This is a genomic window from Mycobacterium sp. IDUB_17, from assembly GCF_055419465.1.
Window position 1 is genome coordinate 845,614 of record NZ_JBVAXS010000001.1, and the last position, 20,360, is coordinate 865,973.

Sequence of the window (20,360 nt, forward strand, 5' to 3'; positions counted from 1 at the left end):
TGGCCGCCGGATTCCCTACGGTCACTGCTGGATCCGCTCCGCAGCTGCCTGCGCGTCGCGCAGTGCGTCGGTGACGCTCTTGTTGCCCGCGGCGGCGTCGTTGAGCTCGGTGCCGACCGCCTGGATCATCTCCTCGCCGCCCTTGCCCTGGGTGAGGGGGGACGCGTCGGCCAGGATCTCACCGACGGTCTTGTAGTAGTCGGCGCCATACCCGTCGGCGAGCACCTTCGGATTGGTCAGCGAGCTCTTCCGGATCACGGCACCACCGTCGGCGACCCGCTGCGCGTCGACCTCAGGTGAGGTCACCCAGGAAGCGAACGCCCAGGCTGCGTCGGCTGCGCCGGAGTTGGCCGGGATGGCCCAACTCCACAGTCCCAGAGCCGATTTGCCGCCCGGGATGGGGGCCAGGGCGAACTGGCCGGCACGCTGCGCCGAAGCTCCGGCGGGGTCGTTGAGTGCGGGCAGGTTCCAGTTGTAGCCGATCATCGAAGCCGCCTTACCGCTGGAGATCGAGCGGAAGGCCTCGTCGAATCCCCAGGCCAGGCTGTTGGCCGGGGCAGCGGTGCGATAGGTGTCGATGTAGGCGTTCAGGGCGCGGGCAGCCTGTTCGGTGTTCAGCGTGGGCTTGCCGTCCTCGCCGTAGATCGACCCGCCGGCGGCGAACAGCCAGTTGGCCCATTCTTCGAAGATCTTGTAGCCGCGCTGGGGCTGCATCGCGATGCCGGCCCGATCGGCGGTCTTGAGCTTCTGCGAGGTGGAGACCAGGGCGTCCAGATCGGTGGGGACGGTCAGGCCGGCCGACTTGAGATCGCCGGTGTTGTAGATGTATCCCAGCGCGTAGTTATAGAACGGCACCCCGTAGGTGGTGCCCTCGACGTCGGTGATCGCCGTCAGCGACGGGAAGAAGTCGTTGGGCTCATACCCGGTGGTCGAGGAGATCCGGTCGTTGAGCGGCTCAAGGAACCCGGCTGCGGCGAAATCGTCCATCCACGGGTTGTCCACCACGATCAGGTCGTAGGCCGGCTCGGAAGCCTGGAACGACGACACCAGACGGTCACGCATCTGGTCGAAGGTCATGGTCTCGATCTGGACCTTGATGCTGGGGTACTTCTGGTTGAACTGCCCGACAAGGTTTTTCACGACGTCGGTGTCCGGCACATTCTCCATCAGAACCCGCACGGTGGCGCTGGTGTCGGTCGGAACATCGCCGAGCCCGGATGAGCTCTGCTCACCGGAGCCGCCGGTGCCGGCGCAGCCGGCCAGGGTGAGTCCGGCGGCGGCAACGACCGCAGGCAACCACCGGGTCGCCTTGGACGGGGCACGTCGGGCCGCCCGCCGGCTCAACATCGGAATTTTCATGCGTTCTCACTTTCCCTGATGCGGGTGGGGTGGATCGAGGCGTTCACTGGGACGGATTCCGCTCAATCCATGTAGGCACCGCCGTTGACGGACAGTGCTTCTCCGGTGATGAACCGAGCATCCTCGGAAACCAGGAACGCCACCGCGCGGGCGACGTCGTCGGGGGTCTGCAACCGACCCAGGGGGGTGGCATCGACCCAGGACTGGCGCACGCCGTCGGGAGTGGAGCCGCTGAGGGTGGCCTCCCACTCCAATTCTCGGGTCTGCATCGGGGTGGCGACGAAACCGGGGCACACGCTGTTGACAGTGATGCCGTGGGCGGCAAGCTCATAGGCCATCGCCTGGGTGAGACCCAACACGCCGAACTTGGAGGCTACATAGTCCGCCAGGAACGGCACCCGGCCCTGCTTGGCCGCCATCGATGCGGTGTTGACGATGGTTCCGCGCACGCCGGTGCGGATCATGGCGCGAGCCGCGGCCTGCCCGCATAGGAACACGCCCTTGAGGTTGATGTCGAGGCTGCGGTCGAGTTGCTCGGGAGAAACGTCGACAAAGCTGGCCATCGCCGAGATGCCTGCATTGCTGACCCATGCGTGCAGCCCTGTGCGGTCGGCTACATCATCAGCGAGCCGGCCGGCGGTGGCCGCGTCGGTGACATCGAGCCGGCCGGCCTCATGCCCGGTTCCGGCCAGACCGGCGCGGGTCTGCTCGGCCGCGACATCGTCGATATCGGTTGCCACCACCCGCCAGCCGCGGTCGGCCAGGGTGGTGGCGATCGCCCGGCCGATGCCGGAGCCGGCGCCGGTGACGACGACGGTCTGTGGCGCGTCGGTGGTGGTTGCAGAGTTGCCAGGGGAGGTCATGACCGGGCCTTTCGGGCGATGCGGTGGGAAACGGGGGTGAGCACGTCGCCGAGCTCGCGCCATTCGGTATAGGCCTCGGCGTAACGGTCGACGTGTCGGGGGTTGGGCACAACGGGTTCACCGACGGTCTGGAAGGCCTCGGTGCTGTCCCAGCCCTCGAGCATGCCGGTGCCGACGGCCGCGATGATCGCCGCGCCGAGTGAGGCGCCGGGATGGCCGATGATCGGGGAGAGTGGGGTGTCGAGTACGTCGGCGAGGATCTGCTTCCACAGCACCGATCGGCTGCCGCCGTTGGTGACCAGGGCCCGCCGCAGCGGCACGCCCATCGAGGCGAACACCTCTGTGTGATGTTTGAAGCCGTAGGCGATGGCTTCCAGCACCGAGCGGTACATGTCGGCGCGGTTGTGGGCGAGATCGAGCCCGACGAAGGCGCCGCGCAGATCGGGGTCGTGCAGCGGGCTCTTCTCGCCGAGAAAATAGGGGAGACAGAGGATTTCGGCGGGCCTGCGGGCATCGGCCTCGTCATCCAGTGCCACCAGGTCGATGCCGCCGGACAGGGTCTGGAACCAGCGGATCAGGCTGCCGCTGGTTGCCATGCAGCCGTTGGGCAGCCAGCGGCCCGGAACGGGATGGGCATCGAGGTAGAGCCGGGCGTCGATCACCGGGTGGTCGGCGGCGGCCAGGATGTCTCCGGCGCCGCCAAGCTTCACCAGCCAATCGCCCTCGTTGTTGATCCCGGCCGCGTAGGCCGAGAGCACGTGGTCGGCGCCGCCGACGATCAGCGGTAGCCCTGCGGGCAGGCCGGTGGCGGCCGCGGCGGCGGCACTGAGCTCGCCGGCCTGCGCTCCGGGGGAGAGCACCGTCGGCACCAGCCCGGCTGCCAGGTCGGCCGCGTCATACATGGGCTCGAAGCGGTGTCCGTCGACGGTGCCGAGCCCCGATTCGATGGCCCAGTTCAGCTCGACGTGCGCGGGAGCACCGAGGGCCATGAGCACCCAGTCGTATGAGCCGACCAGGTGTGCGGTGGCGCGCCAGATTTCAGGTTCGTGCCGTTGCAGCCACAGGGCGGTGGGCCCCACGGATTGTTGGGTCACCGCCGATCCGGTGGCTCGCAGCACGGCGTCGTTGTCAAGGGCATCTCGGAGTTCGGTGATCTCCGCTGTGGCGCGCGCATCGTTCTGCAGCAGGGCGCGGCGAACCGGCGCACCGTTGCTGTCGACCGGGACGACCGCCGGGACCATGCCGGTGGTCGACAGCGCGCCGATCCGCTCGGGGGAGATGCCGGAATCGGCCAATACGGCGCGGATCCCGTCGTGCACATTGTCCAGCCACTTGGCCGGGTCGGCTTCCGCCTGCCCGGGGGCGTCCGAATACAGCGGGGCGTCGCAAGTGGCCTGGGCGACGATGCGTGCTTGGCCGATATCGACGAGCACGGTCTTGGTGCCCGTGGTGCCGATGTCGATGCCGATCGTGAACTCCGGCATGCCGTCCTTCCCCTTGGGTTCGCTTGGGTGCGTTGCGCGCAGCCATTGCCGCGGTGGGACCACACTACTGATGCTGTTAGATTCTCACAAGATGTGTGGGATAGTCACGACATCTCACGAGAATCTGTACGATCACTGTGATTTAGTAACAGGTGTTGTAGCGAAACACGCCGATGACGAAGCGGAGAGACGCCCCATGAACAGTTGGCTCGACGACGTATTTGCTGTGCGAAAGCCCGTGATCGCGATGCTGCATCTCGCGGCACTGCCGGGGGACCCGGGATTCGACTCGGCCGCCGGTATTCGTGCGGTCGTGGACCGGGCTCGCGGTGAGCTGGCGGCGCTGCAGGAGGGCGGCGTCGACGGTGTGATGTTCTCCAACGAGTTCAGCCTGCCGTACCTGACCAAGACCGAACCGATCACCGCGATCACCATGGCCCGGGTGATCGGTGAGCTTCTGCCCGATATCTCGGGGCCCTACGGCGTGAACGTGCTGTGGGACGGGCGGGCCTCCATCGATCTGGCGGTGGCCACCGGTGCGCAGTGGGTCCGCGAGATCTTCACCGGCGTGTACGCCAGCGACTTCGGCCTGTGGAACACCAATGTCGGTGAGGTCGCCCGGCACCGTCACCGCATCGGTGGCGACGGGGTGAAGCTGCTGTTCAACATCGTTCCGGAGTCGGCCGTGTATCTGGCCGAGCGTGATCTCGCTTCGGTCACTGCCACCACCGTGTTCGCCACCAAGCCGGACGGTATCTGTGTCTCCGGACTGACCGCGGGTGCATCAACGGATACCCAGGCATTGCAGGTGGTCAAGGACAACGCGGGTGCGGTGCCGGTGTTCGTCAACACGGGAGTGCGCGCCCACAACGCTGCCGACCAGTTGTCGATCGCCGACGGGGCGGTCGTTGGCACCTACTTCAAGGAAGGCGGCATCTTCGAGAACCGCGCCGTGGCCTCCCGTGCCGCCGAATTGATGACCGCGGTCAAGGAATTCCGCAAGACGCTATGAGCGAACAGCTGCGCCGCCTGGCGGTCGAGGCCGCCCGGCATGGGGCCGCGGTGTGCCTGCGGCAGTGGGGTGAACCGGTGCAGGCCGAGACCAAGAGTGCGGCCGGCGATGTGGTGACCATCGTGGACCGTGCCGCCGAAGAGGCGGTGCGCGCGGTGTTGTTGAACGCTCGGCCCGACGATGGTGTGCTCGGCGAGGAGTTGGCCGAGCACACCGGCGTTGGGCCGGTGCAGTGGGTGGTAGACCCGCTCGACGGCACCACCAACTACACCCGGCGTATCGCGTATTTCGGCACGTCGGTGGCGGCGCGGTCGATGGCCGACGGTAGCTGGCTGGCCGGCGCGGTGTGTGCGCCCGCGCTGGCCACAACCTGGAGTGCCGCGAAAAATCTTGGGGCACAGGTCGACTCGGGATCGAGTGAGAGGCGTCTGCCGCTCGCGATGGTGCAATCGTCGGCGCGGCTGGTCGGTACCGGGCTGTCCTACGATCCCGGTCTTCGGCGCAGACAACTGGGCGAACTCGGTGCCCTGATGACCGATTACACCGATATGCGCCGGTTCGGTGCGGCGGCGGTCGATCTGTGTCTGCTGGCTCAGGGCAGTCTCGACGCGTTCGTCGAGGACGACCTGGCGGTGCACGATTGGGCCGCGGGCGCTCTGATCGCCGAGGAGGCCGGGGTCCGGGTGTCGCGGCCCCAGGGGCACGACTCGGTGCTGTCAGCGCGCTGGAGTTGACCGCTCTGCGTTGACGCAGATCACCGAAACTCCGGCCGACTGCAGGGCCTCGACCGCGGGATGCGTCGGCGGGCCGTCGGTGACGAGGATGGAAATGGCCGATACCGGTGCGACATTGATCAGCTGGACTCGGCCGAGCTTGGTGGCATCGGCGGCCACGATCACGCGGTCCGCCGCCCGCATGGCGGCCTGCTTCACATTGCCTTCCTCGCGATGGTATTCCGAAGCACCACGTTTCCCGTCCACTCCGGCGATGCCCATGACATAGGTGTCGCAGTTGTAGCGCTGGTAGAAGTCCTCGGCCTCGGCGCCGATCAGGCTCAGCTCGCCGGGGCGGACCTTTCCTCCGGTCAGCAGGATGGTGGTATCGGGTTCGTCGGCGAGTTCGACGGCCACCAGCACACTGGGCGTTATCACGGTGAGTCCCAGATTGCGGCCCTTGAGGGCCCGGGCCACTGCCAGGACCGTGCTGCCGCTGTCCAAGATCACGGTTTCGCGCGGGGTCAGCAGATCGGCGACCCCGCGGGCGATATGCAGTTTCTCGTCGGCGGCATCGGCGGCCCGCGAGGCAAAGGATGGTTCGGTCGACTTGCCGCCGAACGCGATCGCGCCGCCCAGTACCCGGCGGGCGATGCCTTGTTCCTCGAGCCGTTCGATATCGCGGCGGATGGTCATGGCCGAGACTTCGAATTCGTCGGCCAGGGTGGTGAAATCGACTTCGCGGTCGGTGTGGATCCGCGCGGCGATCGCCGCCCGCCGCGCGTGGGCGTTCATGCCTGGTGCCATGGTTGCAGCGTAGGGGACTGTTGTGAATTATTCACAGCAATCACAGGTGTGGGCGCGCCGGGCCGGATCGGTGCTGATGCCCCAACAGTCAGTGGTCGGAGTCCGCCGCGCTATCACCGGTGGGTCGCACCCGCTCACGCATCGACGCCCACAGCGCCGCGGTGGCCGCGGTGCACGTAGCCGCGCCGGCGACGTGCACCGCGACCAGCACAGCGGGAACCCCGGTGTAGAACTGCACGATCCCGATCAGCCCCTGTCCGCACACCAGTGCCACCAGGACACCGAGGCGGACCATGACCGGGCGTGGTGCGCGCACCGCGGTGAGTCCGAATCCCAACGCGACGATGAGCGACAGGTAGGCGACGAGCAGCGACGAATGCATGTGCACCAGCGTGGTGATCTCGACCTGTAAACGCGGGACCACGCGATCCAGGCTCTTGTCCCCGGCATGCGGGCCGGCGCCGGTCACCAGCGTGCCCGTCACCAGGACTGCGGCCAGGATGACGGCGCTCAGCGCGGTCAACTGCCGCAACGGTTTCGGCGCGGTTGCGGTGGGCGCACCGGAGTCGGGCTGACCGATCTTGACGAACAGCAGAACCGCGAGCCAGACCATCGCCATAGATGCGAGCAGGTGGATGGCCACGGTCCACCACAGCAGGCCGGTCCGCACCGTGATGCCGCCGATGATCGCCTGGACCACGGTGGACGCCGGCATCAGCCAGGCGTAGATCAACACCTCGCGGCGACGGCGGGCCCGGGTCACGGCCAGGACGGCGGCGATGGCGGTCAACACCACCAGGAAGGTGATCATCCGGTTGCCGAACTCGACCACCTGGTGCACGACGGCGACTTCGGCGTGCGGGACGGGCGTGAAGCTGCCCGGGAAACACTGGGGCCAGGTAGGACAGCCCAGGCCGGACGCGGTGACCCGGACGATCGCCCCGGTGACCGAGATACCGCCCTGGGTGAGGATCACCAGGAACGCGATCAGGCGCTGGACCCGAAGGCTCGGCATGGGCAGCAGATCGACCAGTCGCTGGAAAGCTGTTCCGCCGGGCACGGGCTGATCGTAGTTGATCAGGAACTACAGCCCGTAGTAGGGCTGGTGTGAATCAGGTGAACCGGAACCAGCGCAGCGCGCAGATCGCCGCGACGGCACCCCACACCGCCAGGACGGCCACGCCGAACCAGTCCATCGACACCGTCATCGCCTGGGTGAGGGATTCGGTGAGGGCTCCCGATGGCGTCAGCCGGGCAGCCCAACGCAACGCCGACGGAACCGGGCCGCCTTCTAGGGTCAGCGCGCCGAGACCGGCGAACACGAACCACAGCAGGTTCGCCAGGGCCAGCACGATCTCGGCCTTGAGGGTGCCGCCGAGCAACAGCCCCAACGCGGCGAACGTGGCCGTCCCCAGGGCGATGATCACCGCACCCAGCGCCAGCCCTGCCGGTGAAGGGCGCCAGCCCAGCGCGAAACCGATGGCGCCCAACAGGATCGCCTGCAAGAACACGACAGTCACGACTGCCAGCGACTTGCCGGCGATGATTCCCCACACCGGGAGCGCGGTGGCGCCGAGCCGTTTCAGGGCCCCGTAGCGGCGGTCGAAAGCCACCGCGATGGCCTGCCCGGTGAACGCCGTGGAGATCAGGGCCAGGGCCATGATGGCCGGAGTGAAGGTCGCCGCCCGATTGTCGCCGAACGAGCCCAGCGGCAGCAGTGTCATCCCGACCAGCAGCGTGATGGGGATGAACATCGTCAGCAGCAGCTGTTCGCCGTTGCGCAGCAGCAACTTCAGTTCCAGCCCGAACTGGGCGGCCAGCATGGCCGGCACCTTGGCCGGGCGGGGGTCCGGGGAGAAGGTGCCCGGGGCGAATCGATTCGTAGCACTCGTCATGACCGCAGCTCCCGTCCTGTCAGGTCGAGGAAAACATCTTCGAGGCTGCGCTGCTCCACCCGCATATCGGTGGCGAGCACGTCGAGTCGGGCGCACCACGCTGTCACGGTGGCCAGCACCTGCGGATCGATGTGCCCCTCGACCAGGTACTCGCCGGGAGCGGTCTCGGTGGCCTTGTAGTTCTCCGGTAGGGCGGCCGCCAGCAGGGACAGGTCGAGCTTGCGTGGCGCGCTGAACCGCAGCTGGTTCTCGGCACCGCTGCGGGTCAGCTCGGCCGGTGTGCCGGTGGCGACTGCAACGCCGTGATCGATGATGACGATCCGGTCGGCGAGTTCTTCGGCCTCGGTGAGATGGTGGGTCGTCAGCACGACCGTGACACCGTCGCGGCGCAGCGCATCGATCAACTCCCACACCACAATTCGGGCGTGGGCGTCCATGCCGGCGGTGGGCTCGTCGAGGAAGACCAACTCCGGGCGGCCCACTACGGCGCAGGCCAGTGCCAGGCGTTGTTGCTGACCGCCCGACAAACGCCGGTAGGTGGTGCGGGCGGATTCGGTCAGGCCGAGGGTGTCCATCAACCAGGCCGGGTCGAGGGGATCGGCGGCGTAGGAGGCGACCAGATTGAGCATCTCGCCGGCCTTCGCTGCGGGGTACCCGCCGCCGCCCTGCAGCATCACGCCGATCCGCTCGCGCACCTGCGCGTTGTCCGCAACGGGATCCAGGCCGAGGATCTCGACGCGGCCGCCGTCGGGGCGGATGAAGCCCTCGCACATCTCGACGGTGGTGGTCTTGCCCGCGCCGTTGGGGCCGAGCAGGGCGAGCACCTCGGCGCGTTGCACGTCGAGGTCGAGGTTGGCGACCGCTGTTGTCGATCCGTAGCGCTTGCTGACGCCGCGGAGCAGCACCGGATGTTCAGAACGCGAGGTCACGGGGATTCAGCGTAGGCGTCGGGGGACTGCGTGCGTGCCGGCGGTGGGCTTGTGTCCGTCTGACGTGACGCGCGCCACGGTAGCCGGCGCCACGTCAGCCCGATCAGGATCAGCACGATCAGCGCGCTGGCCAGCGTCGCCATCACGATCTGGAACAACGTGAACCGGTCGCCGTTGGCCGTCGGACCGAAGATGCCGACGACCAGCGTGATGGCGATCGTGGATCCGCGGAACCCCGGCCGGGTTGCCCACGCGGCCAACGGGATCACCGCCCACAGCAGGTACCACGGCTGGACCACCGGGAACAGCAGAATCGTGCCGCCGAGGGCGACGCCCAGACCGCCCACGGGGTGCAGGCGGCCGCGCATCACGGCCAGCAGCAGCCAGCTGACCAGGATCGCGATCAGGAAGACGCCGATGGCGCGGGTCAGGGCGAGTACCGCGGTGGTGTGATCGCCGAGCCCCAGCAGGATGCCGACCTGGCCGGTGCCCAGGGCCAGCAGTGTCGGCGGTGACATCCAACTGCGCACCACGTTGGCCGTGCCCAGGGTGCCCAGCCACCCGAAGCCCAGCCCGCTGGCCCAGCCGATCAGGGCCATCACTGCAAGAGACACCGTGCCGAGTGGGATGCTCGCCACGAAAAACGCCTTGATCGTGCCGCCCAGACGCCAGGCCAGGGCCATCGCCACGAATCCGAGTGCCAGTAGTGACGGCAGCTTGACCTGGGAGGACAGGGTGATCAGCACCGTGCCGGCCAGCAGCATCGCCGCGGGATACCAGTGCTCCCAGTCCTCGCGTGAGTGCGGCCAGGTCAGTGGCCGGGGAATTAATGGAGCCGCGGCGTCGATGCCGCGCAACGCGAACTCCGTGCCGGCCAGCATCAGCCCGAGCATCAGCGCCTCGTTGTGGATCCCGGCCACCAGGTGCATGAACAGCAGCGGATTACAGGCGCCCAGCCACAGAGCGCTGACCTCGGCGACGCCACAGCGCCGGGCCAGCCGCGGTGTGGCCCAGACGATGAGGCCGACACCGAGAAGCACCACGACGCGGTGGCACAGCACGGCGGCGACGATGTTCTCGCCGGTCAGGGCGGAGATACTCTCGCCGATCCACAGGAAAAGCGGTCCGTACGGCGCCGGGGTCTCGCGCCACAGGCTGGGCACCGACAACGTGAACACGTGATCGAGCCCGAGACCGGTCGCCGGGCCGACCTTGTAGGGGTTGAGCCCGATGTACCCGATCTCGCTCTGGGCCAGATACGAGTAGACGTCCTTGCTGTACATCGGCGGCGCGATCAGCAGGGGTATGGCCCACAGCAACAGCGTGCGGTCGAGCTGGCTGCGCGACATCCGGCGTGGGCCGAGGGCGAAGCGTCCCAGCATGAGCCAGGCCAGCGTCATCATCACCGCGCCGGTGGTGGTCATGGTCAGCGACACGGTCTGGATGCGGGAGGGCAGGTTGAGCAGCCGGACGCCGAAGGTCGGATCCTGCACGACGGGGCGGGCGCCCGCGCCGAGGGCGCCGATCGCCATGAGTACGGTTCCGGTGGCCCCGAACAGCCGGGTACGGCGCTGCGCGATGACCTCGGCGGGATTGAGCGGGGACCCGACGGTGCGTTCGTCGCCGTGCCACCGGGCGATCGATGAGCTGAAGGTCGACAGGCGGCTTGCCATCAGGGCAGCGTAACCGTCGGCGGACGCGGTCTTCGCCACGCAACGGTGGCCCAGGTCACGTAAGGGTGCCCTTGCTAGAACCCCGCGGGGAATTCCGTCACAATGGTGTTGTGAAAATACGTCGGGCGGCTGCGGGCTCGGCTTCGGTCAGTGCGCCGAAGCCGGTCAACGACGTGGTGCCGGCTTCCGACGGACATACTCGGCGCGCGATCATCCACCTCTTGCTGGAGGGGCCCATCACGGCCGGGCAGATCGGCGAGCGGCTCGGCATTTCGGCTGCCGGCGTGCGTCGTCACCTCGATGCCCTGATCGAGGCCGGCGATGCGCAAGCCAGCGCCGCCGCTGCGTGGCAGCACAACGGTCGGGGTCGCCCCGCCAAGCGCTACCGGTTGACTGCTGCGGGGCGCGCCAAACTCGGCCACACCTACGACGACCTCGCGGTCGCTGCGATTCGGCAGTTGCGCGAAATCGGTGGCAAGGAAGCCGTGCGGACGTTCGCGCGGCGCCGGATGGACACCATCCTGGCCGGGGTCACCGAGGGGCCGGGCGGAGTCGCCGACACCGCCGAGCGGGTGGCCGGCGCGTTGAGCAGGGCCGGGTATGCCACCACAACGAATCCGGTGGACGGCCCGATCCACGGTGTGCAGATCTGTCAGCATCACTGCCCGGTCTCGCACGTCGCCGAAGAGTTCCCGGAGTTCTGTGAGACGGAGAACGAGGCGTTCGCCGAGATTCTGGGCACCCACGTGCAGCGTCTGGCCACCATCGTCAACGGTGACTGCGCCTGCACCACTCACGTCCCACTCGATGCGGACAGCGTCGAAAACAAGGCAAGTACAGACAGTTCGACCAAGGTTCGGAGCACAGCCCGCGCCCGGACGACCGCCACGATCAAACAAGGAGCGGCGACATGACCATCACGCCCGAAACGCCATTGACCCAGGAAGAGACCATCGCGTCGCTGGGTAACTACGGCTACGGCTGGTCGGACTCGGACGTCGCAGGCGCCAGTGCGCAGCGCGGCCTGTCCGAAGCCGTCGTGCGTGACATCTCGGCCAAGAAGAGCGAGCCGGAGTGGATGCTGGAGACCCGGCTGCGGGCGCTGCGCACCTTCGACAAGAAGCCCATGCCGAACTGGGGTTCCAACCTCGAGGGCATCGACTTCGACAACATCAAGTACTTCGTGCGCTCCAGTGAGAAGCAGGCCGCCACGTGGGACGACCTGCCGGCCGACATCAAGAACACCTACGACAAGCTGGGTATCCCGGAGGCTGAGAAACAGCGTCTGGTTTCCGGTGTGGCCGCGCAGTACGAGTCCGAGGTGGTCTACCACTCCATTCGTGAGGACCTCGAGGCCCAGGGTGTGGTCTTCCTGGACACCGATACCGCGCTGCGTGAGCAGCCCGAGATCTTCAAGAAGTACTTCGGCACGGTGATCCCGGCCGGCGACAACAAGTTCTCGGCGCTGAACACCGCGGTGTGGTCGGGCGGTTCGTTCATCTACGTGCCGCCGGGTGTGCACGTCGACATCCCGCTGCAGGCCTACTTCCGGATCAACACCGAGAACATGGGCCAGTTCGAGCGGACGCTGATCATCGCAGACGAGGGCTCCTACGTGCACTACGTCGAGGGTTGTACCGCGCCGATCTACAAGTCCGATTCACTGCACTCCGCTGTCGTGGAGATCATCGTGAAGCCCGGTGCCCGGGTGCGGTACACCACGATCCAGAACTGGTCGAACAACGTCTACAACCTGGTCACCAAGCGGGCCCGGGCCGAGGCCGGCGCCACCATGGAATGGATCGACGGCAACATCGGCTCCAAGGTCACCATGAAGTACCCGGCGGTCTGGATGACCGGTGAGCACGCCAAGGGTGAGGTGCTCTCGGTGGCGTTCGCCGGCGAGGGCCAGCACCAGGACACCGGCGCCAAGATGCTGCATCTGGCCCCGAACACGTCGTCCAACATCGTGTCCAAGTCGGTGGCCCGTGGCGGCGGCCGAGCCTCCTACCGCGGCCTGGTCCAGATCAACAAGGGCGCGCACGGTAGCAAGTCGAGCGTCAAATGCGATGCGCTGCTGGTCGATACGATCAGTCGCTCGGACACCTACCCGTACGTCGACATCCGCGAGGACGACGTGACGATGGGTCATGAGGCCACGGTGTCGAAGGTCAGCGAGGATCAGCTGTTCTACCTGATGAGCCGCGGTATGACCGAGGACGAGGCGATGGCGATGGTGGTGCGTGGCTTTGTCGAGCCCATCGCCAAGGAACTGCCCATGGAATACGCGCTCGAGCTGAACCGGCTGATCGAGCTGCAAATGGAAGGCGCGGTCGGTTAAGTGACACAGAATCTGACTGACGGAGCAACGGCCGCTCACAGCTCAGGCTCAACGTTGGCTGCCGCCAACAAGGGCGAGCTGTTCGCATCGTTCGACGTCAACGCCTTCGAGGTGCCTGGCGGCCGCGACGAGCTGTGGCGGTTCACCCCGCTCAAGAGGCTTCGCGGTCTGCACGACGGCTCGGCTGTGGCGAACGGCAAGGCCGGCATCACCGTGACCGAGCGGCCGGGCGTGACCGTGGAGACCGTCGGCCGCGACGACAAGCGTCTCGGCGAGGGCGGTGTGCCCACCGATCGCGTTGCCGCCCAGGCCTACTCGTCGTTCGAGACGGCCACGGTGGTAACGGTCAAGCGCGACACCGAGGTGGCCGAGCCGATCGAGATCGTCGTCGACGGGCCCGGTGTCGACACCGTGGGTTACGGCCACCTTCAGATCCGGGTGGAGGAACTGTCCCGGGCGATCGTCGTGGTCGATCTGCGCGGCAGCGGAACCTACGCCGACAACGTCGAGATCATCGTCGGTGACGCGGCCGGCCTCGGCGTCATCTGGATCGCCGACTGGGCCGACGACATGGTGCACGTCAGCTCCCACCACGCCAAGCTCGGCAAGGACGCGGTGCTCGGGCACGTCAACGTCACCCTCGGTGGCGATGTCGTGCGCACCTCGGCCACCGTGCGGTTCACCGGGCCCGGCGGTGACGCCAAGATGCTCGGTACGTACTTCGCCGACGACGGTCAGTTCTTCGAGTCGCGGTTGCTGGTCGACCACGCCCAGCCGCACTGTAAGTCCGACGTCCTCTACAAGGGCGCCCTGCAAGGAGATCCGGACTCCAAGAAGCCCGACGCGCACACGGTGTGGATCGGCGACGTGTTGATCCGGGCCGAGGCCACCGGTACCGACACCTTCGAGGTGAACCGCAACCTGGTGCTCACCGACGGCGCCCGCGCCGATTCGGTACCCAACCTGGAGATCGAGACCGGCGAGATCGTCGGTGCCGGGCACGCCAGTGCCACCGGACGTTTCGACGACGAGCAGTTGTTCTACCTGCGCGCCCGCGGCATCCCCGAGGATCAGGCCCGCCGCCTGGTCGTACGCGGATTCTTCAACGAGATCATCGCCAAGATCGCTGTCCCCGAGGTGCGTGAGCGCCTGACCGCAGCCATCGAAAAAGAACTTGCCATCACCGAATCGAAAGCTACGCACTAATGACCACTCTGGAAATCAAGGACCTGCACGTCTCGGTCAACGCCGCCGAAGGCGCTGAGAACACCGAGATCCCGATCCTCAAGGGTGTCGACCTGACCGTGAAGTCGGGGGAGACCCACGCGGTCATGGGCCCCAACGGCTCCGGCAAGTCGACGCTGTCCTACGCCATCGCCGGGCACCCGAAGTACACCGTCACCTCCGGTTCGATCACCCTCGACGGCAAGGACGTCCTCGAGATGAGCATCGACGAGCGGGCGCGCGCGGGTCTCTTCCTGGCCATGCAGTACCCGGTCGAGGTGCCCGGGGTGTCGATGTCGAACTTCCTGCGCACGGCGGCCACTGCCGTTCGAGGCGAGGCGCCGAAGCTGCGCCACTGGGTCAAGGAAGTCAAGGCCGCGATGGACGAGTTGGATATCGACCCGGCGTTCGGTGAGCGCAGCGTCAACGAGGGATTCTCCGGTGGCGAGAAGAAGCGCCACGAGATCCTGCAGCTGGGCCTGCTCAAGCCGAAGATCGCGATCCTCGATGAGACCGACTCGGGCCTGGACGTCGACGCGCTGCGCATCGTCAGCGAGGGCGTCAACCGCTACGCCGAGGCCGAGCACGGCGGCGTTCTGCTGATCACCCACTACACCCGGATCCTGCGCTACATCCAGCCGCAGTTCGTGCATGTGTTCGTGGGTGGGCGCATCGTGGAATCGGGCGGGCCCGAACTCGCCGACGAGCTCGAAGAGAACGGATACGTGCGCTTCACCCAAGCCGTCGGAGCCTGAGATGACCATCTCGGCGACGACATTGGACCAAGCCGGGCTGGCCAGGATCCGAGCTGATTTCCCGATCCTGAGCCGGGTGATGCGCGGTGGGAAACAGCTCGCGTACCTGGATTCCGGTGCGACGTCGCAGAAGCCGCTACAGGTCCTCGACACGGAACGGGAATTCCTCACCACCTCCAACGGTGCGGTGCACCGCGGAGCGCACCAGCTGATGGAGGAGGCCACCGACGCCTACGAGCAGGGCCGTGCCGACATCGCGGTGTTCGTGGGTGCTGAGACCGACGAACTGGTGTTCACCAAGAACGCCACCGAGTCGATCAACCTGGTGTCGTATGTGCTGGGGGACAAGCGGTTCGAGACTGCCGTCGGTCCCGGCGATGTCATCGTCACCACCGAGCTGGAACACCACGCGAATCTGATTCCGTGGCAGGAACTGGCCCAGCGCACCGGTGCGACGCTGAAATGGTTTGGCGTCACCGATGACGGCCGCATCGATCTGGATTCGCTGGAGCTCGATGAGCGGGTGAAAGTGGTGGCATTCAGCCATCATTCGAACGTCACCGGTGCGGTTGCCCCTGTGGACGAATTGGTGTCGCGGGCCAAGGCGGTCGGTGCACTGACGGTGCTGGACGCGTGCCAGTCGGTGCCGCACCAGCCGGTCGACTTCCACGCTCTCGACGTCGATTTCGCGGCATTCTCGGGTCACAAGATGCTCGGCCCCACGGGTATCGGCGTCCTCTACGGCCGGCAGCGGCTGTTGAACGCGATGCCGCCGTTCATCACAGGCGGTTCGATGATCGAGACCGTCACGATGGAACAGACCACGTATGCGGCGGCCCCACAGCGTTTCGAGGCAGGCACCCCGATGACTTCGCAGGTGGTCGGATTAGCTGCTGCGGCAAGGTATTTGAGCGACATCGGGATGGGCGCAGTCGAGGCGCACGAAGCCGAACTGGTCGCGGCCGCGCTGGAAGAACTGTCCGAACTTCCCCAGGTGCGCATCATCGGACCGACGACGATGGATCATCGTGGGTCCCCGGTCAGTTTCGTGGTCGACGGGATCCACGCCCACGACGTCGGGCAGGTGCTCGACGACGAGGGCGTCGCGGTACGCGTCGGACACCATTGCGCCTGGCCGCTGCATCGTCGCTTCGGGATCGCCGCGACGGCTCGCGCGTCGTTCGCGGTGTACAACACGCTCGACGAGGTGGATCGCCTGGTGGCCGGCATCAAGCGCGCCGTGGAGTTCTTCTCGTGAAAATGGAACAGATGTACCAGGAAGTGATCCTGGACCATTACAAGCATCCGCATCACCGCGGACTGCGGGAGCCGTTCGCCGCCGAGGTACATCACGTCAACCCGACCTGCGGGGACGAGGTGACGCTGCGGGTCGCACTCTCCGACGACGCGGAAACGGTGGCCGACATCTCGTACGACGGGCAGGGCTGTTCGATCAGCCAGGCCGCCACCTCGGTGCTCACCGACCAGGTCATCGGCCTGAGCGTCGGCGATGCACTCAAGACGGTCGAGGCATTCACCGAGATGATTTCCTCACGCGGCAACGTGGAGGGGGACGAAGATGTACTCGGTGACGGCATCGCGTTCGCCGGTGTCGCCAAGTATCCGGCGCGGGTGAAGTGTGCGCTGCTGGGTTGGATGGCTTTTAAAGATGCGCTGGTGCAGGCCAGCGACGACGTGGAGGACAAGCGATGAGTGACACCGCTTCTGACGAACTGCTGGCCGACGTCGAGGAGGCCATGCGTGACGTGGTGGATCCCGAGCTCGGCATCAACGTCGTCGACCTGGGCCTGGTGTACGGCCTCGATGTCGAGGAGGGTGATGCCGGCAAGGTCGCCCTTATCGACATGACGCTCACCTCGGCGGCCTGCCCGCTGACCGACGTGATCGAGGATCAGTCACGCACCGCGCTGGTGGGCGCGGGCCTGGTGAACGAGATCAAGATCAATTGGGTCTGGAACCCGCCGTGGGGCCCGGACAAGATCACCGACGACGGCCGCGAGCAGCTTCGCGCCCTCGGTTTCACGGTCTGACGGCCGGGCGCCTCTCCTGGGCGCCACCCCGTTCAGCCGACAGGCTTGTCGGCACCCGGTGCTACCGATATCGCCAGTAGGCGAAACGGAGGCGCGCATGGGGCACAGTCCTGACGTAAAAGTCATTGCTGACCGGTTGGTCCTGGGGCCGGTCACGGTCGGATTCGAACGGACGTTGCGCATCCCGGAGATCGGGTTGCACCCGCTGCCGCCGAGTCTCGGCTCGTTTCCGCTACGCCGGGTTCAGGACTATCCGGATACGGTGCCGGCCGAGTGGCTGGCTCGCGGCGGGTGTTCGTGCATCTGTGTAGCGCGGCTCAGTGGACGGCGATCACGGGTGAGGTTCCGCCACCCACCCCGGTGGACCGCGACGCGTACGTTGCGGCGGCCCACGAAGGTTGTCTCGCTCAAGGGTGCGCCCGGCGACGTTGTCACCGATGGAGATTGGTAGTAACCCGGGAGCAAACCCGCCTCCTGCGGATACCGTGTGGGCTCATGGTCACGGTCCCGGCGTTCGTCTGGCGCAGCGGCTTCGTGGGCCGGGCGATGATCATCGGCGCCGGGGTGGGCGCGGTCGTGGGTGTGCTCGCCTGGCTGGACTCGGGTTTCTGGGTCTCGGGCGTACTGGTCTTCGTGATCGTCGGCGTGTTTTACGGCATCGGGATGGCGCGCCGGATGGCGAGGTACTGGCCGATGTCGAAGGAGCTCGCCGGGACCGATCGGGAGGCGGTCGTGCGGGCTGCCCGCGGCGGTGAACGGATCGACGATCCGCGATTGGTGGACGCCGCCCGCGATTACAGCCGGGGAGTGCACGCGGCTGCGGAGACAGCCCGCCCGTTCCGGTGGCTGCTGCCGGTGGTGCTCGTCGTCGCCGCAGCGAGTGCGTTGTGGGACGCCGTGTTCGGTTCGGTCGGAAATGTCGTGGTGTCGGTTATCTACTTGGCGGCTCTGGCGGTGGAGTTGGCCTGGTGGCCCAGGCGTCAAGCCCAGCTGCTGGCCAATACCCGGCAGGCCTGTGGATAACTTTGGCGCTGCGCTGACTTCTTGTCGGCCCACGGCGCTAGCTTCCAGCTCATCGGGAACCGATGGAGTTCCCGGACAGTCGGAAGGAACTGCGATGAGTTCAGACGTCGAGAAGTTGTACGGGGCATGCCTGCGCGATCTCGGTGATCCGCAGCGCTGGTTCAGCCCGCGCGGATATCCGGATTCGTTGGCGCTGTGTGTGATCGATTCGATCTACTCGACCGGGGCGCGCTACGTCACCGTTGAGAAGGTCGTCGCCCGGTACCGCGGCTATCGGGCGGCCCAGGGGGCGGATGCTGAGACTGATGGCGCCACCGAGCTCCTACAGAACATCGCCGAGCTGGGCGGTCCTGACCCGTGGGCCTCGCAGATCGGGAACCGTCGGCCCACATCGACCGCGGTGAGCGCTCCACTGAAGTCCGTGGCCGTCGCGCAGGCAGCGGAAGTGCTTGTCGCCCTGGGTATTCGGACGACCGACGAGCTGCGGGCGATGGTCGAAGACGGGCCCCGCCGCGAAGAAGTCAAGGCGGCCTGGTGTGCCGTGCCGGGGCAGCGGTCCGGAATTACCTGGGAGTACGCGCAGATCTTGGCGAAGATCCCTGGCGTGAAAGCCGACCGGATGGTGCTCGGCTATGTCTGTCGGGAAGTGGGGCCGGTCGATGCGGTCCGGGCGGCCGAACTGGTCTATGCGACGGCAGAAGCGGGCGGTTGGAACGTCATCGACCTCGACCACGCCATCTGGCGATTCGAGTCGAAACGCCCGTATCAGCGGGACGTGCCAGCGTGACGGCTGGCCGGTAGATCAGCGGCTTTCGGCGGGGCGCGCTCGGTTTCACTGTCTGGGGCCGCGTGAGGTCAGCCGAACGCGTCTCGCAGGGTGACCGTCTGCAGATTGCGGCTCGTGATCAGATCGTGGAGCTGGGCGTAGCAGTGCGTGACCGTCGGCAGGTTGGCGTGCGCCAGGATGATCTGCTGTGGGTTGAACGAGCGGGTGGCCGCCGCGATCAGGCTGGCTTCGTTCTCGGGGAGTGAATCTCCGACGGTGCCGCTCCACATCGTCACCGTCGTGTATCCCTGGTCTGCTGCGACGCCGTCGATGTCGGCATTGTGCACGCCGTACGGCGGCCGGAAGTACGGGGTTCCGTCGCTGCCGTAAGTGTTGCGCAAGAAGTCGGCGTTCCGCCGGATCTCGTCGCCGACCTGGGCAAGCGACAGCTGGTTCAGGAACGGATGGGACCAAGTGTGGTTGCCCATCTGGATCTGGCCGGAGTCGACCATCGGCCGCAGTGCCGGCGCGTTGTCGGTCCAGGAAGCGTTGTCACCGTTGACGAAGAAGGTCAGCCTGGTCCCGGTGTCGCGGCAGAACTGCGCGAACGCGCCGACCACCATACTGCTCTTACCGTCGTCGACGGTGAGAGCCAGCTGGTTGCCCTCTCCGGGTAACCGGGAGATCACCGCCACCGGCATCCGCGCGAGCGGTATGGGTACCCGGATGGCGCTAGCCACGGGTGCCCGGGTCAGGGCGGAAATCACGCCCAACGTGATGCCGGCAAGCACAGTGCGCCGGTCAACGCACGGCATGTTCTGATAGTACGCAAGTCCGGCTGCGGCCGAGTCCAATTGTTTTCTGCTGCTTTGCTTCTCATCTGCTGCAAACTGGCTGTGGGGTGGGGATCGCCGGGTTTCAGCGGGGGTGTGATCCCGCTTCGGTGCTGGTTTGCGGTGGCTGTCCGCGCTGCCCGACCGGGACGGACGCGCACAGGTTGAGACTGGCTGGTGCTCGCGGGTTCCGGTTTGCTCGACCACAATGCTGGGAACAGGCTGTATCAATCCGACGTTAGGAAAAGTGTGAGTACGCAGGACATCACCGCAGACCAGTTCAATGACATCGTCAACGACAACGACATCGTGCTGGTGGATTTCTGGGCGTCGTGGTGCGGACCGTGTCGTGCGTTCGCGCCGACGTTCAAGGCCGCCTCCGAGCAGCACCCCGACGTCGTCTTCGCCAAGGTGGACACCGAGGCCGAGCAGGGGCTCGCCGCGGCTGCCGACATCCGGTCGATCCCGACCCTGATGGCGTTCAAGAAGGGCAAGTTGGTCTTCAACCAGGCCGGAGCACTGCCGCCGGCGGCGCTGGAGGATCTGGTTCAGAAGATCAAGGAATTCGACATCGATGCGGCCATGAAAGAGCAGGCCGCTCAGGGCGACGCCGAACAGGTGTGATGAACGGC

Annotated in this window: 22 protein-coding genes; 13 read left to right on the top strand and 9 right to left on the bottom strand. The window is 66.6% G+C overall.

Annotation, left to right across the window (positions count from 1 at the left end):
• Positions 1 to 21 precede the first annotated feature (21 nt).
• The 3 genes from ACZYZ7_RS04150 to ACZYZ7_RS04160 all read right to left on the bottom strand — a co-directional run bounded on the left by ACZYZ7_RS04150 (position 22) and on the right by ACZYZ7_RS04160 (position 3,706).
• Complete coding sequence (locus tag ACZYZ7_RS04150; protein WP_135454293.1) at positions 22 to 1,359, bottom strand: ABC transporter substrate-binding protein; 1,338 nt, start codon at positions 1,357 to 1,359, stop codon at positions 22 to 24.
• 62 nt (positions 1,360 to 1,421) lie between these two features.
• Positions 1,422 to 2,222 (bottom strand): SDR family NAD(P)-dependent oxidoreductase, encoded by an 801-nt coding sequence (locus ACZYZ7_RS04155; protein ID WP_463740272.1) that lies wholly within the window; start codon positions 2,220 to 2,222, stop codon positions 1,422 to 1,424.
• Positions 2,219 to 3,706 (bottom strand): FGGY-family carbohydrate kinase, encoded by a 1,488-nt coding sequence (locus ACZYZ7_RS04160; RefSeq protein ID WP_463740273.1) that lies wholly within the window; start codon positions 3,704 to 3,706, stop codon positions 2,219 to 2,221. Before ACZYZ7_RS04160 ends, ACZYZ7_RS04155 begins: the two co-directional genes overlap by 4 nt.
• Before the next feature lie 196 nt (positions 3,707 to 3,902).
• Between ACZYZ7_RS04160 and ACZYZ7_RS04165 the strand changes: the two genes are divergently transcribed.
• Together ACZYZ7_RS04165 and ACZYZ7_RS04170 are read left to right on the top strand one after the other, a co-directional pair.
• Positions 3,903 to 4,718 carry a BtpA/SgcQ family protein gene (locus ACZYZ7_RS04165; protein WP_135454299.1) on the top strand — a complete coding sequence of 272 codons (816 nt, stop codon included), beginning with the start codon at positions 3,903 to 3,905 and terminating at the stop codon, positions 4,716 to 4,718.
• Positions 4,715 to 5,452, top strand: a complete 738-nt coding sequence (locus tag ACZYZ7_RS04170) for an inositol monophosphatase family protein (RefSeq protein ID WP_135454301.1) — start codon at positions 4,715 to 4,717, stop codon at positions 5,450 to 5,452. Before ACZYZ7_RS04165 ends, ACZYZ7_RS04170 begins: the two co-directional genes overlap by 4 nt.
• On the opposite strand, the gene ACZYZ7_RS04175 is transcribed toward ACZYZ7_RS04170, so the two are convergent.
• From ACZYZ7_RS04175 to mptB, 5 genes are all read right to left on the bottom strand, one after another.
• Positions 5,435 to 6,238, bottom strand: a complete 804-nt coding sequence (locus ACZYZ7_RS04175) for a DeoR/GlpR family DNA-binding transcription regulator (RefSeq protein ID WP_135454303.1) — start codon at positions 6,236 to 6,238, stop codon at positions 5,435 to 5,437. The two genes, ACZYZ7_RS04170 and ACZYZ7_RS04175, sit on opposite strands and share 18 nt — an antisense overlap.
• 88 nt (positions 6,239 to 6,326) lie before the next feature.
• Positions 6,327 to 7,253, bottom strand: a complete 927-nt coding sequence (locus ACZYZ7_RS04180) for a COX15/CtaA family protein (protein ID WP_463740545.1) — start codon at positions 7,251 to 7,253, stop codon at positions 6,327 to 6,329.
• Between the two features lie 97 nt (positions 7,254 to 7,350).
• Positions 7,351 to 8,133, bottom strand: a complete 783-nt coding sequence (locus tag ACZYZ7_RS04185) for an ABC transporter permease (RefSeq protein WP_135454305.1) — start codon at positions 8,131 to 8,133, stop codon at positions 7,351 to 7,353.
• Positions 8,130 to 9,062 carry an ABC transporter ATP-binding protein gene (locus tag ACZYZ7_RS04190; RefSeq protein ID WP_463740274.1) on the bottom strand — a complete coding sequence of 311 codons (933 nt, stop codon included), beginning with the start codon at positions 9,060 to 9,062 and terminating at the stop codon, positions 8,130 to 8,132. Before ACZYZ7_RS04190 ends, ACZYZ7_RS04185 begins: the two co-directional genes overlap by 4 nt.
• Positions 9,059 to 10,735, bottom strand: coding sequence for a polyprenol phosphomannose-dependent alpha 1,6 mannosyltransferase MptB (mptB, locus tag ACZYZ7_RS04195; RefSeq protein ID WP_463740275.1), 1,677 nt, complete (start codon positions 10,733 to 10,735; stop codon positions 9,059 to 9,061). Before mptB ends, ACZYZ7_RS04190 begins: the two co-directional genes overlap by 4 nt.
• 65 nt (positions 10,736 to 10,800) lie before the next feature.
• On the opposite strand from mptB, the gene ACZYZ7_RS04200 reads away from it, so the two are divergent.
• The 10 genes from ACZYZ7_RS04200 to ACZYZ7_RS04245 all read left to right on the top strand — a co-directional run bounded on the left by ACZYZ7_RS04200 (position 10,801) and on the right by ACZYZ7_RS04245 (position 18,916).
• Complete coding sequence (locus ACZYZ7_RS04200; RefSeq protein WP_210115513.1) at positions 10,801 to 11,649, top strand: helix-turn-helix transcriptional regulator; 849 nt, start codon at positions 10,801 to 10,803, stop codon at positions 11,647 to 11,649.
• Positions 11,646 to 13,076 (top strand): Fe-S cluster assembly protein SufB, encoded by a 1,431-nt coding sequence (gene sufB / locus ACZYZ7_RS04205; RefSeq protein ID WP_463740276.1) that lies wholly within the window; start codon positions 11,646 to 11,648, stop codon positions 13,074 to 13,076. Before ACZYZ7_RS04200 ends, sufB begins: the two co-directional genes overlap by 4 nt.
• Before the next feature lie 54 nt (positions 13,077 to 13,130).
• Positions 13,131 to 14,282, top strand: a complete 1,152-nt coding sequence (gene sufD / locus ACZYZ7_RS04210; RefSeq protein WP_210115654.1) for a Fe-S cluster assembly protein SufD — start codon at positions 13,131 to 13,133, stop codon at positions 14,280 to 14,282.
• A complete protein-coding gene (sufC, locus tag ACZYZ7_RS04215) occupies positions 14,282 to 15,055 on the top strand; it encodes a Fe-S cluster assembly ATPase SufC (RefSeq protein ID WP_135454314.1) in 774 nt (257 codons plus the stop codon). The genes sufD and sufC overlap by 1 nt, the downstream gene beginning before the upstream one ends.
• A gap of 1 nt (position 15,056) precedes the next feature.
• Positions 15,057 to 16,313, top strand: coding sequence for a cysteine desulfurase (locus ACZYZ7_RS04220; protein WP_463740277.1), 1,257 nt, complete (start codon positions 15,057 to 15,059; stop codon positions 16,311 to 16,313).
• A gap of 2 nt (positions 16,314 to 16,315) precedes the next feature.
• Positions 16,316 to 16,768 carry a Fe-S cluster assembly sulfur transfer protein SufU gene (gene sufU, locus ACZYZ7_RS04225; protein ID WP_210741441.1) on the top strand — a complete coding sequence of 151 codons (453 nt, stop codon included), beginning with the start codon at positions 16,316 to 16,318 and terminating at the stop codon, positions 16,766 to 16,768.
• Positions 16,765 to 17,106 carry a metal-sulfur cluster assembly factor gene (locus ACZYZ7_RS04230; protein ID WP_135454321.1) on the top strand — a complete coding sequence of 114 codons (342 nt, stop codon included), beginning with the start codon at positions 16,765 to 16,767 and terminating at the stop codon, positions 17,104 to 17,106. The genes sufU and ACZYZ7_RS04230 overlap by 4 nt, the downstream gene beginning before the upstream one ends.
• 97 nt (positions 17,107 to 17,203) lie before the next feature.
• Positions 17,204 to 17,557 carry a hypothetical protein gene (locus tag ACZYZ7_RS04235; RefSeq protein WP_450069159.1) on the top strand — a complete coding sequence of 118 codons (354 nt, stop codon included), beginning with the start codon at positions 17,204 to 17,206 and terminating at the stop codon, positions 17,555 to 17,557.
• A 44-nt stretch (positions 17,558 to 17,601) separates the two neighbouring features.
• Positions 17,602 to 18,129 (top strand): hypothetical protein, encoded by a 528-nt coding sequence (locus ACZYZ7_RS04240; protein WP_450069160.1) that lies wholly within the window; start codon positions 17,602 to 17,604, stop codon positions 18,127 to 18,129.
• A 94-nt stretch (positions 18,130 to 18,223) separates the two neighbouring features.
• Positions 18,224 to 18,916, top strand: coding sequence for a heme peroxidase (locus ACZYZ7_RS04245; RefSeq protein WP_450069161.1), 693 nt, complete (start codon positions 18,224 to 18,226; stop codon positions 18,914 to 18,916).
• Between the two features lie 68 nt (positions 18,917 to 18,984).
• On the opposite strand, the gene ACZYZ7_RS04250 is transcribed toward ACZYZ7_RS04245, so the two are convergent.
• Positions 18,985 to 19,710 carry a polysaccharide deacetylase family protein gene (locus tag ACZYZ7_RS04250; RefSeq protein WP_450069162.1) on the bottom strand — a complete coding sequence of 242 codons (726 nt, stop codon included), beginning with the start codon at positions 19,708 to 19,710 and terminating at the stop codon, positions 18,985 to 18,987.
• Positions 19,711 to 19,977: 267 nt separating this feature from the next.
• Here ACZYZ7_RS04250 and trxA point away from each other — a divergent pair, with 267 nt between their 5' ends.
• The gene (trxA, locus tag ACZYZ7_RS04255; protein ID WP_135454330.1) at positions 19,978 to 20,352 is read left to right on the top strand and encodes a thioredoxin; all 375 of its coding nucleotides are present in this window, start codon (positions 19,978 to 19,980) and stop codon (positions 20,350 to 20,352) included.
• Positions 20,353 to 20,360: the final 8 nt, after the last annotated feature.

Coding starts and splice junctions, on each gene's coding strand:
- ACZYZ7_RS04155 (WP_463740272.1), bottom strand. CDS start 2,222: ATGACCTCCCCTGGCAACTCTGCAACCACCACCGACGCGCCACAGACC.
- ACZYZ7_RS04250 (WP_450069162.1), bottom strand. CDS start 19,710: ATGCCGTGCGTTGACCGGCGCACTGTGCTTGCCGGCATCACGTTGGGC.
- ACZYZ7_RS04220 (WP_463740277.1), top strand. CDS start 15,057: ATGACCATCTCGGCGACGACATTGGACCAAGCCGGGCTGGCCAGGATC.
- sufU (WP_210741441.1), top strand. CDS start 16,316: ATGGAACAGATGTACCAGGAAGTGATCCTGGACCATTACAAGCATCCG.
- ACZYZ7_RS04175 (WP_135454303.1), bottom strand. CDS start 6,238: ATGGCACCAGGCATGAACGCCCACGCGCGGCGGGCGGCGATCGCCGCG.
- sufB (WP_463740276.1), top strand. CDS start 11,646: ATGACCATCACGCCCGAAACGCCATTGACCCAGGAAGAGACCATCGCG.
- ACZYZ7_RS04165 (WP_135454299.1), top strand. CDS start 3,903: ATGAACAGTTGGCTCGACGACGTATTTGCTGTGCGAAAGCCCGTGATC.
- ACZYZ7_RS04235 (WP_450069159.1), top strand. CDS start 17,204: ATGGGGCACAGTCCTGACGTAAAAGTCATTGCTGACCGGTTGGTCCTG.
- ACZYZ7_RS04180 (WP_463740545.1), bottom strand. CDS start 7,253: ATGCCGAGCCTTCGGGTCCAGCGCCTGATCGCGTTCCTGGTGATCCTC.
- ACZYZ7_RS04240 (WP_450069160.1), top strand. CDS start 17,602: ATGGTCACGGTCCCGGCGTTCGTCTGGCGCAGCGGCTTCGTGGGCCGG.
- ACZYZ7_RS04170 (WP_135454301.1), top strand. CDS start 4,715: ATGAGCGAACAGCTGCGCCGCCTGGCGGTCGAGGCCGCCCGGCATGGG.
- ACZYZ7_RS04160 (WP_463740273.1), bottom strand. CDS start 3,706: ATGCCGGAGTTCACGATCGGCATCGACATCGGCACCACGGGCACCAAG.
- sufC (WP_135454314.1), top strand. CDS start 14,282: ATGACCACTCTGGAAATCAAGGACCTGCACGTCTCGGTCAACGCCGCC.
- ACZYZ7_RS04230 (WP_135454321.1), top strand. CDS start 16,765: ATGAGTGACACCGCTTCTGACGAACTGCTGGCCGACGTCGAGGAGGCC.
- ACZYZ7_RS04150 (WP_135454293.1), bottom strand. CDS start 1,359: ATGAAAATTCCGATGTTGAGCCGGCGGGCGGCCCGACGTGCCCCGTCC.
- mptB (WP_463740275.1), bottom strand. CDS start 10,735: ATGGCAAGCCGCCTGTCGACCTTCAGCTCATCGATCGCCCGGTGGCAC.
- ACZYZ7_RS04185 (WP_135454305.1), bottom strand. CDS start 8,133: ATGACGAGTGCTACGAATCGATTCGCCCCGGGCACCTTCTCCCCGGAC.
- ACZYZ7_RS04245 (WP_450069161.1), top strand. CDS start 18,224: ATGAGTTCAGACGTCGAGAAGTTGTACGGGGCATGCCTGCGCGATCTC.